General features: G+C 58.8%; 14 protein-coding genes. 13 read left to right on the top strand and 1 reads right to left on the bottom strand.

Annotation, left to right across the window (positions count from 1 at the left end; all coding sequences use genetic code 11):
• Nucleotides 1-103: 103 nt before the first annotated feature.
• The 11 genes from NKI37_RS29550 (at nucleotide 104) to NKI37_RS29600 (ending at nucleotide 13,084) form a co-directional block, all read left to right on the top strand.
• Entirely contained in the window at nucleotides 104-1,030 is a 927-nt protein-coding gene (locus NKI37_RS29550) for a LysR family transcriptional regulator (RefSeq protein ID WP_352791506.1), read from the top strand.
• 197 nt (nucleotides 1,031-1,227) lie between these two features.
• Nucleotides 1,228-2,661 (top strand): aldehyde dehydrogenase family protein, encoded by a 1,434-nt coding sequence (locus NKI37_RS29555; RefSeq protein WP_352791489.1) that lies wholly within the window; start codon nucleotides 1,228-1,230, stop codon nucleotides 2,659-2,661.
• A gap of 6 nt (nucleotides 2,662-2,667) precedes the next feature.
• Entirely contained in the window at nucleotides 2,668-4,212 is a 1,545-nt protein-coding gene (locus NKI37_RS29560; protein WP_352791487.1) for a fumarate hydratase, read from the top strand.
• A 492-nt stretch (nucleotides 4,213-4,704) separates the two neighbouring features.
• Nucleotides 4,705-5,193 (top strand): Lrp/AsnC family transcriptional regulator, encoded by a 489-nt coding sequence (locus tag NKI37_RS29565; protein ID WP_352791486.1) that lies wholly within the window; start codon nucleotides 4,705-4,707, stop codon nucleotides 5,191-5,193.
• 420 nt (nucleotides 5,194-5,613) lie between these two features.
• A complete protein-coding gene (locus tag NKI37_RS29570; protein WP_352791484.1) occupies nucleotides 5,614-7,416 on the top strand; it encodes a ThiF family adenylyltransferase in 1,803 nt (600 codons plus the stop codon).
• Nucleotides 7,416-7,910 carry a Mov34/MPN/PAD-1 family protein gene (locus NKI37_RS29575; protein ID WP_352791482.1) on the top strand — a complete coding sequence of 165 codons (495 nt, stop codon included), beginning with the start codon at nucleotides 7,416-7,418 and terminating at the stop codon, nucleotides 7,908-7,910. The genes NKI37_RS29570 and NKI37_RS29575 overlap by 1 nt, the downstream gene beginning before the upstream one ends.
• Nucleotides 7,911-8,867: 957 nt before the next feature.
• A complete protein-coding gene (locus NKI37_RS29580; RefSeq protein ID WP_352791480.1) occupies nucleotides 8,868-10,274 on the top strand; it encodes an aminotransferase in 1,407 nt (468 codons plus the stop codon).
• 526 nt (nucleotides 10,275-10,800) lie between these two features.
• The gene (locus tag NKI37_RS29585) at nucleotides 10,801-11,529 is read left to right on the top strand and encodes a LuxR family transcriptional regulator (protein WP_352791478.1); all 729 of its coding nucleotides are present in this window, start codon (nucleotides 10,801-10,803) and stop codon (nucleotides 11,527-11,529) included.
• A 90-nt stretch (nucleotides 11,530-11,619) separates the two neighbouring features.
• A complete protein-coding gene (locus tag NKI37_RS29590) occupies nucleotides 11,620-12,246 on the top strand; it encodes an acyl-homoserine-lactone synthase (RefSeq protein ID WP_352791476.1) in 627 nt (208 codons plus the stop codon).
• Between the two features lie 33 nt (nucleotides 12,247-12,279).
• Entirely contained in the window at nucleotides 12,280-12,531 is a 252-nt protein-coding gene (locus tag NKI37_RS29595; protein ID WP_352791474.1) for a transcriptional regulator domain-containing protein, read from the top strand.
• 121 nt (nucleotides 12,532-12,652) lie between these two features.
• Nucleotides 12,653-13,084 (top strand): DUF2285 domain-containing protein, encoded by a 432-nt coding sequence (locus tag NKI37_RS29600; RefSeq protein ID WP_352562799.1) that lies wholly within the window; start codon nucleotides 12,653-12,655, stop codon nucleotides 13,082-13,084.
• 8 nt (nucleotides 13,085-13,092) lie between these two features.
• Here the strand turns inward: NKI37_RS29600 and NKI37_RS29605 are convergent, their stop codons facing one another.
• Nucleotides 13,093-13,371, bottom strand: a complete 279-nt coding sequence (locus tag NKI37_RS29605) for a DNA -binding domain-containing protein (protein WP_352562796.1) — start codon at nucleotides 13,369-13,371, stop codon at nucleotides 13,093-13,095.
• A gap of 92 nt (nucleotides 13,372-13,463) precedes the next feature.
• Between NKI37_RS29605 and NKI37_RS29610 the strand changes: the two genes are divergently transcribed.
• Together NKI37_RS29610 and NKI37_RS29615 are read left to right on the top strand one after the other, a co-directional pair.
• Nucleotides 13,464-13,742: a helix-turn-helix domain-containing protein gene (locus NKI37_RS29610; protein ID WP_352791471.1), complete on the top strand. Its 279-nt coding sequence runs from the start codon at nucleotides 13,464-13,466 to the stop codon at nucleotides 13,740-13,742.
• Nucleotides 13,743-13,916: 174 nt separating this feature from the next.
• Complete coding sequence (locus NKI37_RS29615) at nucleotides 13,917-14,132, top strand: helix-turn-helix domain-containing protein (protein ID WP_023682784.1); 216 nt, start codon at nucleotides 13,917-13,919, stop codon at nucleotides 14,130-14,132.
• Nucleotides 14,133-14,683: the final 551 nt, after the last annotated feature.

The following is a 14,683-nucleotide window of genomic DNA, read 5'->3' on the forward strand; positions in this document are numbered from 1 at the left end:
GCCCGGTTTTCACGCCGCGGCCCCAGTTTTGCTGCTTGCCTGCCATCTCGTTTCGAGATAGATATGAAAGGGTCAGGGTTGTTCTCGGTTGGATTTGTTCATCGTGGATGTGAGGCAGTTAAAATACTTTGTCGGCGTGGTGGAGGCCGGCAGTTTTACCAAGGCCGCTTCGCTCCTTCATGTCGCTCAGAGCGCGCTTAGCCTCCATGTGCGTCAACTAGAGGAAAGCTTCGGCACTCAGTTGCTGGTACGCGACAGGAGCGGCATCAGTGTGACGGCCTCTGGATCCAAACTGCTTGAGCGGGCGCGGACGATTCTCAGGGAAATTCGCCTCACCGAGATGGAACTGACCAACACGGTGGCTTGTCCTTCCGGAGAAGTGACCATTGGGATTCCGTCCGGGGCCGCGCGTGTCCTTAGCGGTCCGCTGCTTGAATCCGTAAGAAGCGAATTGCCGAGGATCTCGCTTAAGATGATCGAGGGCATGACGGGACCGCTGGAGGAGTGGATGGCTGCCGGCCGCTTCAATCTGGCTGTTCTTTACCGCACTGCCGAGAGTGTGGGGCAAATGACGGTGCTGGCCCGCGAAGAGTTTTGCCTGGTGGTGCCGCCGGGTGAACCGCCTTTCGAAGACGAGATACCGCTCGCCGACCTGCATGCGTTCCCGCTGGCGGTTCCGATGCGCAATAACAATGTGAGGCGTTCGGTGGCTGATGTCGTTGTGCAACACGGTTGTGTGCTGGACGTCAGATTCGAAGTCGACTCCCTTTCTACGATCATCAATATGGTCATGGAAGGAAAGGCCTATTCCATCCTTACCCCGTCGGCCATTCAGAGGGAGGCATCTCAAGGCCAACTCCGAACGGTTAAGATCGTTGATCCCGTGATTACCCGTTCGGTTGTCCTTGCCGTCAACCCGAAAGACGACCGCTCCCCAACCGTCTCTGCGATCCGCAAGCTGATCCCCAAGGTCGTCAGGACATTGATAGAGAGCAAGCATTGGTCAGCCACGGCTCCGGACCGGGCTTAAGCGCATCCTTCAAACCAAGTTCCAGGTGGCTACCGCTCCTCCGCGACTACCCGAGCCGAATCAATCTGTTTTCGAGATGGCCTGGTCGATATTCCATATTTGACCGGGGTTGACCATCGCGATGAACTGCAGAGAAGCGAGCCCATGGTCCGGATATCGGCTGGTCTCGTACTGCAGTCAGTCAAGCGGAGCATGCGATGCCCAACGCCACGAGCTATCAGCTTTTCATCAATGGCAGGTGGCGAGCCGGTGGCAGCGGAGCCACTCTGCCGGTAATCAATCCGGCGACGGAGATGGTATTTGCCTCGGTGGCCTCGGCGACGATACCGGATCTGGATGAGGCCCTCGCTTCGGCAGAGCGCAGCCGCAAGGCCTGGTTCTCGCGGCCTGCAAAACATCGTGGCGAGATTCTCCTAGCAGCCGCCAAAATTCTGGCAGCGAAGGTTGAAGCGGCGGCTAGGGACCTGTCAGCCGAACAGGGAAAGACGATTGCCGAAGCGACAGGTGAATACGCGCGCGCTGTCGAAACGCTGGAGTGGAACGGAACGCACGCGGAAGAGTTGTCGGCCCCTACTCCGATGGGCCCGAACCGGATGATCGTCCCCGAGCCAATTGGCGTCGTTGCTGCCTTTACGCCTTGGAACTATCCCGCCGTTCTCATCGCCCGCAAGCTCGCCCCTGCTTTGGCGGCAGGCTGCCCCGTGATCCTCAAGGGGGCTGAAGAGACACCAAGCGCGGCTGTCCATTTCGTCGAAGCCTTGCAACAAGCGGGTATTCCGGACGGCGTGGTCAATCTCGTCTTCGGCGTTCCGGTGCAAATATCCCGGCATCTCCTCAACTCGCCGATCATCAAAGTCCTAACGTTCACCGGCTCTACTGAGGTTGGAAAACAACTCGCCAAGCTCGCCGCCAATAACTTGCAGCGGTGCATCCTTGAACTCGGTGGGCACTCCCCGGTCGTTGTATGCGATGATGCGGATCTCGCAAAGCTCGTTCCGGCAATTGCGGAATACAAGTTCGAGTGCGCCGGCCAAAGCTGCAATGCGCCGAGCAGGATCCTCGTCGCGCGGCCTCTCTATGAGGAATTCCTGTCCCGGATGAAGGAAGTGGCCCGAAAGATCAACATCGGCCCACCGGACGACCCTGCGACGGAGATGGGCCCAATGGCAAACGCTCGGCGAATCGAGGCCATGCAGCGTCTGGTTGAGGATGCGGTCGATCGCGGTGCCACCATCGAGACCGGTGGCAACCGCCTCGACCAACGGGGTTTTTACTGGCCGCCAACCATCCTGACTTCCGTGCCAAATGATGCCAGAGTGCTTCATGATGAGCCGTTCGGGCCAATCCTCACCGTGGCGCCGTTCGATACTATCGAGGAGGCCATCGAAGAAGCGAACGCCACTGACTATGGCTTGGCCGCATACTTCTTCACCGGCTGTGACGATACAAAACGGGCGCTGATCGGCGGGCTTTCGGCCGGCGCTCTTAGTGTAAATTATCTTAAAGGGGTTTCAGCAGATGCGCCGTATGGAGGCGTTAAACAGAGCGGCTATGGATATGAAGGCGGCGAGCAGGGATTCCGGAGCTTCCAAAGCCTGAAACTGGTCAACGGGCTTGGGTCGTTGGGATGACATTCGGTGAATAAAACAACACGGAACATTGCCGGTAAGGATATCACAAGGAGCGTCGCCGACGCCCTGCAGTACATCTCGTATTACCATCCGCCCGACTATATCCTGAACCTTTCGCAGGCCTACTCGCGCGAACAGAGTCCGGCGGCTAAGAATGCCATAGGGCAAATCTTGCTGAACTCCCGCATGGCGGCCTTTGGACGGCGGCCGATCTGCCAAGATACCGGTCTCGTGGTTGTCTTTGCGAAGGTCGGCATGGGCGTCCGGATCAAATCAACGGCTAGTTTCGCGGACCTCGTCAACGAGGGCGTCCGCCAGGCATATCTCGACCCTGACAATCCCCTTCGACCATCGATCGCTTCGGATCCGCTTGCCGGGCGCATGAACACGCGGGACAACACACCGGCAGTCGTCCACGTCGACCTTGTGCAAGGCAATCAGATTCAGATCACCATCGCAGCAAAAGGGGGCGGATCGGAAAACAAGGCGCGTTTCACCACCCTGAACCCCAGCGCATCCGTTGCCGACTGGGTTGTCGATACTGTTTGGACTCTTGGCAGTGGATGGTGCCCGCCCGGCCTGATCTCGGTCGGCATCGGTGGTAGCGCTGAAAAGGCGATGCTGCTGGCGAAGGAGGCTATGAACGAGCCCATAGATATGTCGGAACTGATTGACAGGGGGCCGTCAAGTGCGGAGGAGGCACTGCGGGTTGAGCTTTATGAACGAATAAATGCGCTAGGCATCGGAGCTCAGGGACTAGGCGGCCTGACGACAGTCGTTGACGTCAAAGTTGCTACTTATCCAACCCATGTTGCGTCCAAGCCTGTGGCGCTCATTCCGCAATGCGCCGCCAACCGGCACTTGAAGTTTATCTTGGACGGCACAGGACCGGTGCAGCTCCAACCGCCCGACCTTTCCGAATGGCCCCACATCGGTCATGAGGGCTTGCACACGACCAGCGTCCGCCGGGTCAATCTCAATGCGCTCTCGAAGCAAGAGACGGCATCGTGGCGCTGCGGGGAAACCCTTCTTTTGTCCGGAAAGATGTTGACGGGCCGTGACGCCGCCCACCAGCGAATGGCCGACCTGATCGATGCAGGCAAGCCGCTCCCGGTCGATTTGCGGGGACGCGTGATCTACTACGTCGGACCAGTCCGCGCGGTGAGGGATGAGGTCGTCGGGCCTGCTGGCCCAACAACCGGCAGCCGGATGGACGCTTTTGCTGAAAAGATCCTCGCCGAGACCGGACTCTTCGCGATGCTGGGTAAGGCGGAGAGGGGACCCGCGGCCATCGAGTCGATTGTCAGACACAGAACACCCTATCTCATCGCGGTGGGTGGCGCTGCATACCTGATTTCAAAATCGATCAAGGCGGCACGGATCGTTGCCTTTGAAGACCTGGGCATGGAAGCCATCTATGAATTCGACGTGCAGGACATGCCGGTTATCATGGCTGTCGATGTTGAGGGAAACTCCATTCATAGTTCCGGGCCCCTTGAGTGGCGTAAGCGCATGGCGGCCGACAGCATCGCCCGCAGCATCGGCGTTTGAGTCTTCAGCTGGGCGATCCGGCCAGGCTTAATGTCGTGAATCGGCCGGGCGGGACTCTGGGCCGTAGCGGCAACACGGGCGGAATTTGCGGCGCCTAGGCTCCTCGGCGAGCCAAAGAAGAAAGGCCTTCAATTCATCTCCAAGCCAAATGCGCTGATGTAACCACTGCATCGACCACGCCGTCCACGCGATCGATGGTCGGGAACTGCCGAGAGTGCCAACCAGGTAAAGTAGCGCCGATACTGACCATCCATTTACGCCCAGATCGATGCCGACACGCGATCACCACTCTGTGCGTCATCGCATAGGAAGGGCAATGCCCAACTGTTCTGCACCCATTCTGATTGGGTCGCCCTCAGTCAGATGACATTCCTAGCCTCACACTGACCCGTTTCGGGCCGAAGACAGATATGTCCACTAAACTCCCTCGCGTAGATCGATGATAGAATTTCTCGCACCACTGCCCTTCGACCAGTTTGAGAGCAACAAATCATGAAGTCGAAACCAAATCCTGTGCAACTAGACGATTGGGATGTCCGGATTCTCTCAGAGATCCAATCAGATGGTCGGATTTCAAAAAGCGAGCTCGCAAAGCGTGTTCACCTTTCAGCGTCGGCCTGTTCAGAACGGCTCCGGGTGCTGCAAGCCGCAGGCATCATTGAGGGTTTCTACGCGCGACTCAGTCCAGCCCTCATCGGGGGCATAATCTCTATAATGGTGGAAGTCGTTTTGGACCGCCATCGTCTCGAGGATCAAAGACACTTCGAGGCTGCCATCCAAAACGTCCCGGAAATCCTCGACTGCTGGGCAATTGGGGGACGTATCGATTATCTGATGCGCGTTTCGTCTCCCTCCATGGCTGCGTATCAAGATTTCATGGAGGGACTCCTGCAGGCAGGATTGGGGATCAACCAATACTACAGCCTTGTCGTGACGAAGCCAGTGAAAGCCAATTCACCGATTCCGTTGAAGCGGAGATGAACTCTGAAGCGTTTCCGTCGGCAACTAGTCCCGATTCCGCGAATTCATCGGTCAGACACGCGCATTTCCGCGAAATCCGAGAGGCCGTTGCGGATATAACGAGCCCTCAACCGAGTGTTGTGCTTCAATTTTTCGGGCGAAGAGCAGCGAAGCGTTTAAGAGTTCGAAAAGTCATTCGGCCAGGATCTAAGCTCAGAGCACATATTGCCAAAGACCTTTGAGTGCCTGCTTTGCCACAAGCTCACAACTATGTAGATATGGAGGGAATTATGGCTGGAAGACCCGACAACCCTGGAAAGGGACCACCAGATAATCCGGGAAAAGGACCGCCTCACGGAGTGCCTTCCGGGCCGCCTAACGGTGTTCCGCCGGGGCCGCCCGTTCCGCCCGTGCCCCCGCCGCGGAAGGTGGGATGAGAGTATGGTTGATCCCGATTCATCCATAACGGCCCCGGCGCAGCCAGTTCCCCGCTGGGAGAAGCGATATCCGGGGCGGCTTAAATACGAACTCGACGCGCTGTACGCAGCCGGAATAACGCATGAGATTGACGAGCAGGCCCTCTCTTCCGGGCGATTGTCCCTAACTCTCGACTGGCCGCTCGATAGGGCGACGACTCTTCGGTTGCAGGCTGTCTTTCCCGACGCTTACCCCCACTTTCGGCCTCAGGTCTTTCTGCTCGCCGGCCTTGACCCACCGCCGACGCGCCACCGCAGTCCTATCGAGGGCAATCTCTGCCTGCTCGGCCGCGACACCCGGCAGTGGACACCGGGCTGGACGCTTTGCACGTTGCTCGAAAAACAGCTCGCCGACTCCGTGCGTGGTACCGGTGAGGAAGACCAGCAGGGCGAGCCTGCCGAATACTGGTGGAACAACCTTGGCCGTAATTCCGGATCTTATTGTCTGATCGACAGCGGCTGGGATGTCGGCGACACCTCGCAGGGAACATTGCAGCTGCGTTACATCCAAGATCAAACGGTCAAAATGGAGGCCGAGAACGGTCCAATCCATATTCCGGCGGTCAGGGCCTATGTCGAAGAGATTCGCGCTGAGGATGGCCAAGTGCTTCACCAATGGGCGGGTCCGCTCCCAACCGACCTGGCCGAAGCGAAGAATCAGCTGGAGGTTCCGTGGGTAAGATCAAAAGACACGATGCTGCCAGAACCTCAGCTCGACGCACAGCTAAAAAGGCTCCGCCAAGATTACTCATGGCTCCAGCGTACCCGGCCACGAAAGTACGGTTCAGGTCTGAAGTTTGACCTCCGCGCACTCGTCTATCCGAGCGAGCTCGGCTTTGGTGAGACGGGCCTCGGCTGGTGCTTCGTCATGGTCTTCGGTCACGCGCACGGCTTTGAGCCGAAGAAGAACAAAGCCCCCAAATCATTGCGTATCACAGCGCTGCCCGTTTCTCGCGCCGGGCCGATCGACATTGGCTGGCGTGTTCCGGCCGTTGCATTCCTCAAAGAAAAGCGGATCCTTGTCGTCGGTGTTGGCGCCGTCGGCGCACCGGTAGCGATCGAACTTGCTCGCAACGGATGCGGCACCCTCGATCTCGTTGAACATGACATTCTTGAGCCTGGAAACACGATCCGCTGGCCGCTGGGTGCAGCCGCCTGGGGTCAGCGCAAACCGGAAGCCTTGCAGGGTTTTTTGGCTCGCCAGTATCCGGCAACCAAAGTCCGTAGCCATTCGCATTTTATAGGTATTGCGGCGCAGGCTCTGAAAGATCCGGGTGACGACGATATACTCGACTCGCTCATCAAGGACGCCGATCTCGTTATCGACGGCAGCGCTTCGCACGGCGTTACAACGCTGCTCGATGACCGCTGCCGAAGCGCAGCCGTTCCCCTCATAAGCATGTCCGCGACGCCGACGCTGGAGGGCGGCACCGTTGTCCGGCACGTCCGCGAAAGCGGCTGCCCGAATTGCCTTTTGCACGCATGGCACAAGAACGAGATCGAACCCCCACCAGGACAGGATGCCAGTGACGAGGCCCTGACCCAGCCGGCGGGGTGCAGCGAGCGCACATTCACCGGCGCCGCGTATGATCTGCAGGAACTCTCGCTGCAGGCGGTGAGGCTGGCCATCGATACCCTCTCGGGCAAGGCGGACGAGGGTTCGGTCGTACAGACACTCAGCTTTGTTGATGATGAACGAGCGCGCTGTCCGCCGAGCTGGCGTGTCGACCCGCTGCCAATACATCGGGACTGCTGGGGCGGGCATTGATGTTGCCGGATGTCGATGCCTGGCTGCCTAACACCCTGATTCAGGAATGTGCGGACGAAGCCGATACCAAATTCCCATTAGAGACCGGCGGCACGTTGATGGGCTGGTGGTTGAGTCCTGATACCGCCGTCGTATCCGCCATGATTGGTCCCGGACCCGGCGCCCTTCACGAGCGCTTTCGGTTCCAGCCGGATCAGCAATGGCAGGTTGAGCAGATTGCCGCCCACTATGAGAGTTCGGGTCGCCGCGAGACTTACCTTGGTGACTGGCATAGCCACCCCGGCGCTCCGAGCGGCGCGCTGAGTTGGACCGACCGCGGCGTCCTTCGCCGCGTTATCGCCACGCGAGAAGCGCGCTGCGCACTGCCGCTGATGATGATTCTATGGGGTTCTTCCGGGACATGGCAGCTGACAGCGTGGCGAGCACAAACGATGCCGCGCGTGGTACTATGGGAGAAGCTGCATCTCGATCCGGTGCAAATAAGGGCCTTTTGAAATCTCTGCACCCGCAGATGCCGGCGGCTTGATGAAAGAGGCATGACCTGACATCCGCTTCGGTCCGGCGATGGTCCGGCAAACCTGCGCGAGGACGGCCTGCCAGACGGCGTGGGCTGCAGCGGGTGAAGTCGCAAACGGCCGAGCCCGCCGGCGCGGACCCGCTGCATTGGCTGCTCCTACCACCCATGCGGCAACCTGCTCCGCCGCGAACTGGCCGATGTCGCTTGTACACGCAGCGCTGGCACATCGAGCAGTTCTTCCGTGATGAAGACCACGGCTTGAAGATGGAGACAGCCAGTTGCAATCGGGACAGATGGAAGCGTCTACTGCTGTGTGGACACGGTGTCGAGCATTGGCGTGCCCGTCCAATCTGTGCGAGAGAAGAAACTATTAGAGTAGGCCCTGGGATCGTAAGTCGATCGTGATGAAGAGGGGACCTTTGCTGCTCGATGAGCAGACTGCAGAGGGGCTTCTCGAGCATGCTTCCCCTGCCGCGCGACTCAGCGATCCCAACGCCTTCACAACGCTGCGAATCTGCTTGATGAGGGTGGCAGTCCTGAATAGCCAAGGCCTCCCGCCACGAGCGTGCGCATCGCCATTGCCCGAACATATCCCGGCGACACGAAGAACACATCGCGGAGGTTCTGTTGGGCTCCTGGATGGGGACTTCGGACAGCGCATCTCCCAATACCAATCCCAGGGGTTTATGCGGTACCTTTCGCAAACAGCCGCCGACGAACAGAATACGGCGGCGGCCGCACAGATCCCCTTATGCGCCTCAAGGAGAAGGTAACTCCAGAAACCTTGGTTTTCACTGCGTTCGAGCCGATTTTCGCGAATTCGTCGGCTAAAGACGTGAAGTCCCGCGAAACTCGAGAGGTGTTTGCGGTATGCTTGTTTTTAATAGGTGGCTGGGTGAGTGTCTTCTGCCTACTGCTCGCGAGGAGAGGAACTATGAGCTTGAGTAATCTGGGAACCGAGCAACTGCGGGAGAAGGATCGAAGCTTCGTCTTCCATCCGTCCACGCACTTGGCCAAGCACAGCCGCGGCGAGACGCCAAACCGGATCATGGCCGGTGCGGAAGGCGTGTACATCTGGGATACCGACGGCCGAAAGAGCCTTGACGGTTTCGGAGGGCTCTACTGTGTCAACATGGGATATGGATGCACGGAGATCGCCGAAGCCATCGCCCGGCAAGCGCATGAGCTGCCGTTCGCGCATGTCTATGCCAGTCAAGGCACGGCGCCGGTTGCCCTCTTGGCAGAGGCCGTGGTCGAATATTTCGGTCAGAACATGCGAAGGGTCTATTTTGGCCTTTCCGGCTCGGACGCCAACGAAACCAATATCAAGCTGGTCTGGTATTACAATAACATCCTTGGTCGCCCTGAAAAGAAGAAGATCATCTCGCGCAATCGCGGATATCACGGGTCCGGGCTGGTCACCGGAAGCCTGACAGGGCTTCCGTTTTTCCACGATTTCTTCGACCTGCCTCTGAATTTGGTGCGCCATACGACGGCGCCCCACCATTACCGCCAAGCGCATGATGGCGAAAATCAGGAAGCGTTCGCCAGGCGCTGTGCCAGCGAACTTGAAGCTCTTATTCTTGCAGAGGGTCCAGAGACGGTTGCCGCCTTCATCGGAGAGCCGGTACTTGGGACCGGCGGCATCGTTCCGCCCCCTAAGGGATACTGGGCCGCGATCCAAGGAGTGCTTGACAAGTACGATATCCTTCTTATCGCCGATGAGGTGGTCTGCGGCTTTGCGCGAACCGGTGAGAAATTCGGTTCCCATCTCTATGGCATGCGTCCGGATTTCGTGACAATCGCCAAGGGCTTGAGTTCAGCCTACCTCCCTATCTCCGGGTCAATCATCGGCGATCGCGTCTGGTCGGTGTTGGAACAAGGAACGGAAAAGCACGGCCCACTCGGCCATGGCTGGACATATTCCGGTCACACGCTTTGTGCTGCCGCAGCGCTTGCCAACATCAAATTGCTAAAGGAAAGAAACATCCTGGAACATGTTCGGGACGTCGGACCCTATTGGCAAGCCCGTATGAAAGCCGAACTGGAAGGACATCCCATTGTCGGCGAGGTTCGCGGCATCGGTATTTTAGCCGCCGTGGAGCTGATGGGGGATCCGAAGGGCCGGGTGCCATTTGAACCCGGACTTCAGGTCGGCGTGCGGGTCGCCGCTGCTTTGTTTGAAAATGGCGTAATAGGCCGCGCCATGCCGCATGGGGATATTCTCGGCTTTGCCCCACCTTTGATCATTACCCGAAAAGAGATCGACATCATCGTCGATGCGACTGCGAAATCAGTCGATACGACCTATCATGCGCTGCAGGCGGAAGGCGCGATATGATCTGGCGTGAGATGACGCCTTCAACTCGGATCGCCGGAATATTCACGTGCGGCAGCCGTGTAGCGTCATGAGCAGGGGCGCAACAATCCGCTCCGTTTTTAAGGCAACTTGCATGGAGGGTGTGCCAGCCGATGCCGAAATACGAGCCAGTCGCGAACGACACAGTACCGCCTTCGCGTGCGAAGACGCTCACGTGAGCTGCTGCAAGAATGTAGAGGTGACGCTCTCACACCCCAATGTACCGTGAGGCTGAGCTCCTCCATGGAGCAGTCCCAAGCCGGACGCAAAAAGACAGCCCGACCGCAATGAAGTGCAAACCCAAGAGGACAATTGTCACCCTGCTAACAGATGGCGCTGGAATGAGGTCTCGACGTCGATAACAGCGCCGTCGAAGCACGTATCGCCCTCCCAAGGCGCACGGCCCGGCACGGAGCTCAGTCTCCGTCCGGGTCTTCAACCCAGAATGGCGGCGCATTGGCCCGCCCGTCTTGGCCCCTGGAGGGCCAGAACTCACTGCAGTTTAGCTATGCAAGACGCTTTTCATAGATTTGTAGGGCAGATCGCAGACAGCGCTGACGCGACTGACCTGCGCAACGCTCTGGGCGAGATTGCCTCTTCGCTCGATTTGCCGTCTTTCGCCTATTTTTTCCCTTCTTCTGGCAAGGGCCGCAACGTGCGCCTGATTTCCACCTACCCTCAATCCTGGACATCTCACTACCTTCACAGTCGGTATGAAAAGATTGACCCTGTAATTCATCAAGCGCGTGGTGGCCAGGAACCATTCAACTGGGATGCGCACGGTGCTGATCTCGAACTATCGACGCAGCAGCGACAACTGATGGATGAGGCGACGCAATTTGGCATTCACTGCGGCTTCACGATCCCGATCCATGACAGCACCGGTAATTTTGCAGCACTGACCTTCGCCTCCGATGAAAGGCGACCACCGTTCTTTCGCCTGATTAATCGATATGACCGCGCGCTCGAACTCATCGCGATCTTCTTCCATCTTCATGTCTGTCGCAAGCTGGCCGACGGCAGGACCGTGGATGGCGTTACCCTATCTCGAAGGGAAATGGAGTGTCTGAAGTGGGCGGCTCGGGGCAAGACGGCGTGGGAAATCGGCCGCATCTTGGGAATCAGTCGGAGCACCGCAGCCTATCATCGGGATAACGCCAGGAAGAAGCTTGGCGTGAAGACGGCTATTCAGGCAGCTGTTCGGCTTGCACTGTCGCGGCCATCTCTCTTCACCTGACCTCCCGGAACCTGGGCACATACACAGGTTGTTTCAACTCCGGCCTTTGCCTTCAATCGCAGGTGCTATCCATGCGAGGAGAAGGCCATCATGTTGCAGTTGATCACGCCGGGTTGCTACGCTGAGTTCAGCGACGAGCTCGAGCAGATGCATCGCTTGCGGTATCGCGTTTTCAGGGATCGACTTGATTGGGACGTTTCGTTCAGCGGCGGCTTTGAGGTCGATCCGTTCGATGCGCTTCGTCCCCATTACATATTGCTGCGTGCGCCCGCCGGACGCATCGACGGCTGCGTGCGCCTGTTGCCTACTACAGGACCGACGATGCTGCGTGATAGCTTCTTCGCTCTTCTTGCCGACCGTCCAGCGCCGGAAGATCCACGTGTTTGGGAAAGCAGCCGTTTTGCGCTTGATCTGCCGCCTTCCGCGCCCAAACAGGCGGGCATCGCAATTGGCACCTACGAGCTGTTTGCCGGAATGGTCGAGTTTGGTTTGTCACGCGGTCTGCGCAGCATCGTCACCGTAACCGATCTGCGCATAGAGCGGATTTTGCGTCGCGCCGGCTGGCCACTCGAACGGTTGTCCCATCCGCAAACAATTGGCAACACACGCGCCGTTGCCGGATATCTTGACGTCTCGAGAGAGAGCTTGGATTCCCTCCGTCGCAATGGCGGGCTCAAAGGCCCGGTCCTGTGGACCCCGGTCATTAAGATCGCCTGAGCCTGCCATCCGACCTTTTCTGGAAATGATGCAATGGACGAAACAAGACCTGGCCCTGCTTGGCCGGACAGGCAAGATGATCGTGCCTATGTCGACCAGCTCACCAGCCGAGGCTGGGCCTGGGAATTCCTCAGGCGCAATCCGGACTTCCAAAAGGATCTGGCGAACGCGCTACGCGGTGCCGAACGCAAGAACGCCCGGTCCATGGACATTATCAGCCTGGCTTCGAATACTGTTGATCTCTCGCGCTGGGGCCTTCTGTTTTGCAAGCTCAAAAGGAACTGATGCGAGCGTCTTTTGGTGCCCCTGCCAATGTCCGCATGTTTTGCCCGTTGTGGCCGAAACGGCGGCGCCGCCGCGCGGGGTCGACTTGCTTGATCTCGCCCGCCACTCCTGCCGCATCTCCATGCTCGTCACGCGGGACGGGCATCAGCACCTCCTGGTCGAGGACAGTGGCAGGAGCTTGCAGCTGGCTGCTTCCGGCGTCAGCATCCTCGAACCTGTGCGATTGACATCCTCGGTCCTCTGGTCGCCAGAGGAACTGAAGCAGCGCCTAAACGCGTTGGAATGTCTGAACAGCCTCTGTTGGACCGGCAGGCTGCAATCCGGATTCTTTCCGACCGAGCCCCGTAGCTCGCGGTTGCGCCGAGTCTTGCATGCCCTCGACGGCTTCACCGCTGGCGTATCACACCGCGAAATCGGCCTTGCTCTCTTCGGCAGAGCCCGTGTCGAGCAGGACTGGGCCGACCCCGGTGACCATCTTCGAGACAGCGTCCGCCGTGCAGTGAGACGCGGGCGCTCGCTAATGAATGGTGGTTATAAGCGTCTTCTTCTATAAGGCCACCATCAGGCCTTTTGGCGGCCAGAGAACAGCTCCTTGTACCCCGCCACCACCAGCCAGTGGGCGCGCGAGAGATGGCTGCGAACCGCCCTTTGGGCGCGCGCTGGCTCTTGCACCGGATCGATTCCCAATATCGCCTGGGCCATCTCTCCTTCGCTGGCATTGCCGGCGCATGCATCTAAGAGCTTCAAATATGTCGTGAAGTGCTCATCGTCGTAAGCGGTCAGGCTCTCCGCCCATGGGACCTCGTCGGCAACAGCAGGTTTGAGCAATCTGTCTACCATTTCATCTCTCGCCGTAAGACCTATCCCGCGCCGCGCAGATCTTTGACCGCACAATATCCTAAAATGGGATAATCCGAAACTGGGATTAGTCCATGAGCCGGTTCCTTCTTGGCCCGGTTCGTCTGATGGCGAAATCACTTCGATCAGCTCGCCAGCGCCGATTGCTACAACGGCTGATTGCGGCGCGTAAAACCAAAGGGGCCACCCAGACCCAGGTTGCTGATATGTTGGGCCGCCCACAATCCTTCGTGGCCAAGTACGAGGGTGGTGAACGTCGGCTGGACGTCATTGAGTTTCTCGACGTCGCCGAGGCTCTCGGTATCGATCCTTGCGAGCTTCTGGCACAATTGCGTCGCGCTCGTGACCTGTAGATGGCGTGCGCTTTGTTTGGCTGCCAAACTTCACGATTCCCGTCCTTGAGCTCACGGCTCAGGGGATTTGCCCTCGCGAGATGATGCCGTGCAGCCGCTCGCCCTTTGTTGTCTCTGATCTTTGTAGAGAATACTCCGTGGTGAAATCCTCGACAAGAGGGTGGCTTCTCGTGCATGGAAATCCGAGAGGTCTTTGCCCGCAATCTGCGTAGGCATCGTCAAAAAAAGAAATTGTCCCAGGAAGCGCTGGCGCATGAGGCTGGCGTTGACCGAACATATGTTAGCGCACTTGAGCGCTCGGTCTATGCCGCCAGCATTGATACGGTGGCGAAACTCGCCAGAGTGCTCGGAATCGATCCGGCCGATCTACTCAACCCTCATTCTGAATAACTCTGGAAGCGGGGACGAAAACGCGGTTGATGAGACTCGGCCAGAAGGCTTTGAGGCATTCATGCTGCTGACAGGAACGCCCGCGCGCTTCGCAGCCGGCGCTCGTGAACCGAGCCCGCTTTCTTCGGTAAGCTCAGGCGGTCTCGGCCATTCGGCTTCGCCCCTTGGCGTGGGCAGCCCTTCGGGCTGTGACGGCCGCCGCCCTTGCGGGCGGCGCGGTTTGTCTGTTGGCCTTTCCCGGTGGCGCGGGGCGGGCGGCACTCCCTTCTAGACCCGCCGCGGCAGCCCGCAACCCTTCGCGTGCCGCTCAGGGTCCTCCTCTTCGTTCCGGTCCTTCGGATGCGGTCCGCCTACCACGGCGGGCCTTTCCGGTCGCGACTCGCCGCCCACCCCGCTTCCGGGGAAAGGCGCGGCGATTGGTGGGGTTTGGGTGGTCATCGGCGCTTTCCGGTAGGCTTTGGTTGTTGACGCCAACCCATTTCGGAAGGACCACCGATGACCGACGACATGATGAACCTGCGCACGCTCGTGGAGAAGACCCCGGATGCCGA

The sequence above is a fragment of the Mesorhizobium sp. M0626 genome (assembly GCF_040320665.1).
Taxonomy (GTDB): domain Bacteria; phylum Pseudomonadota; class Alphaproteobacteria; order Rhizobiales; family Rhizobiaceae; genus Mesorhizobium.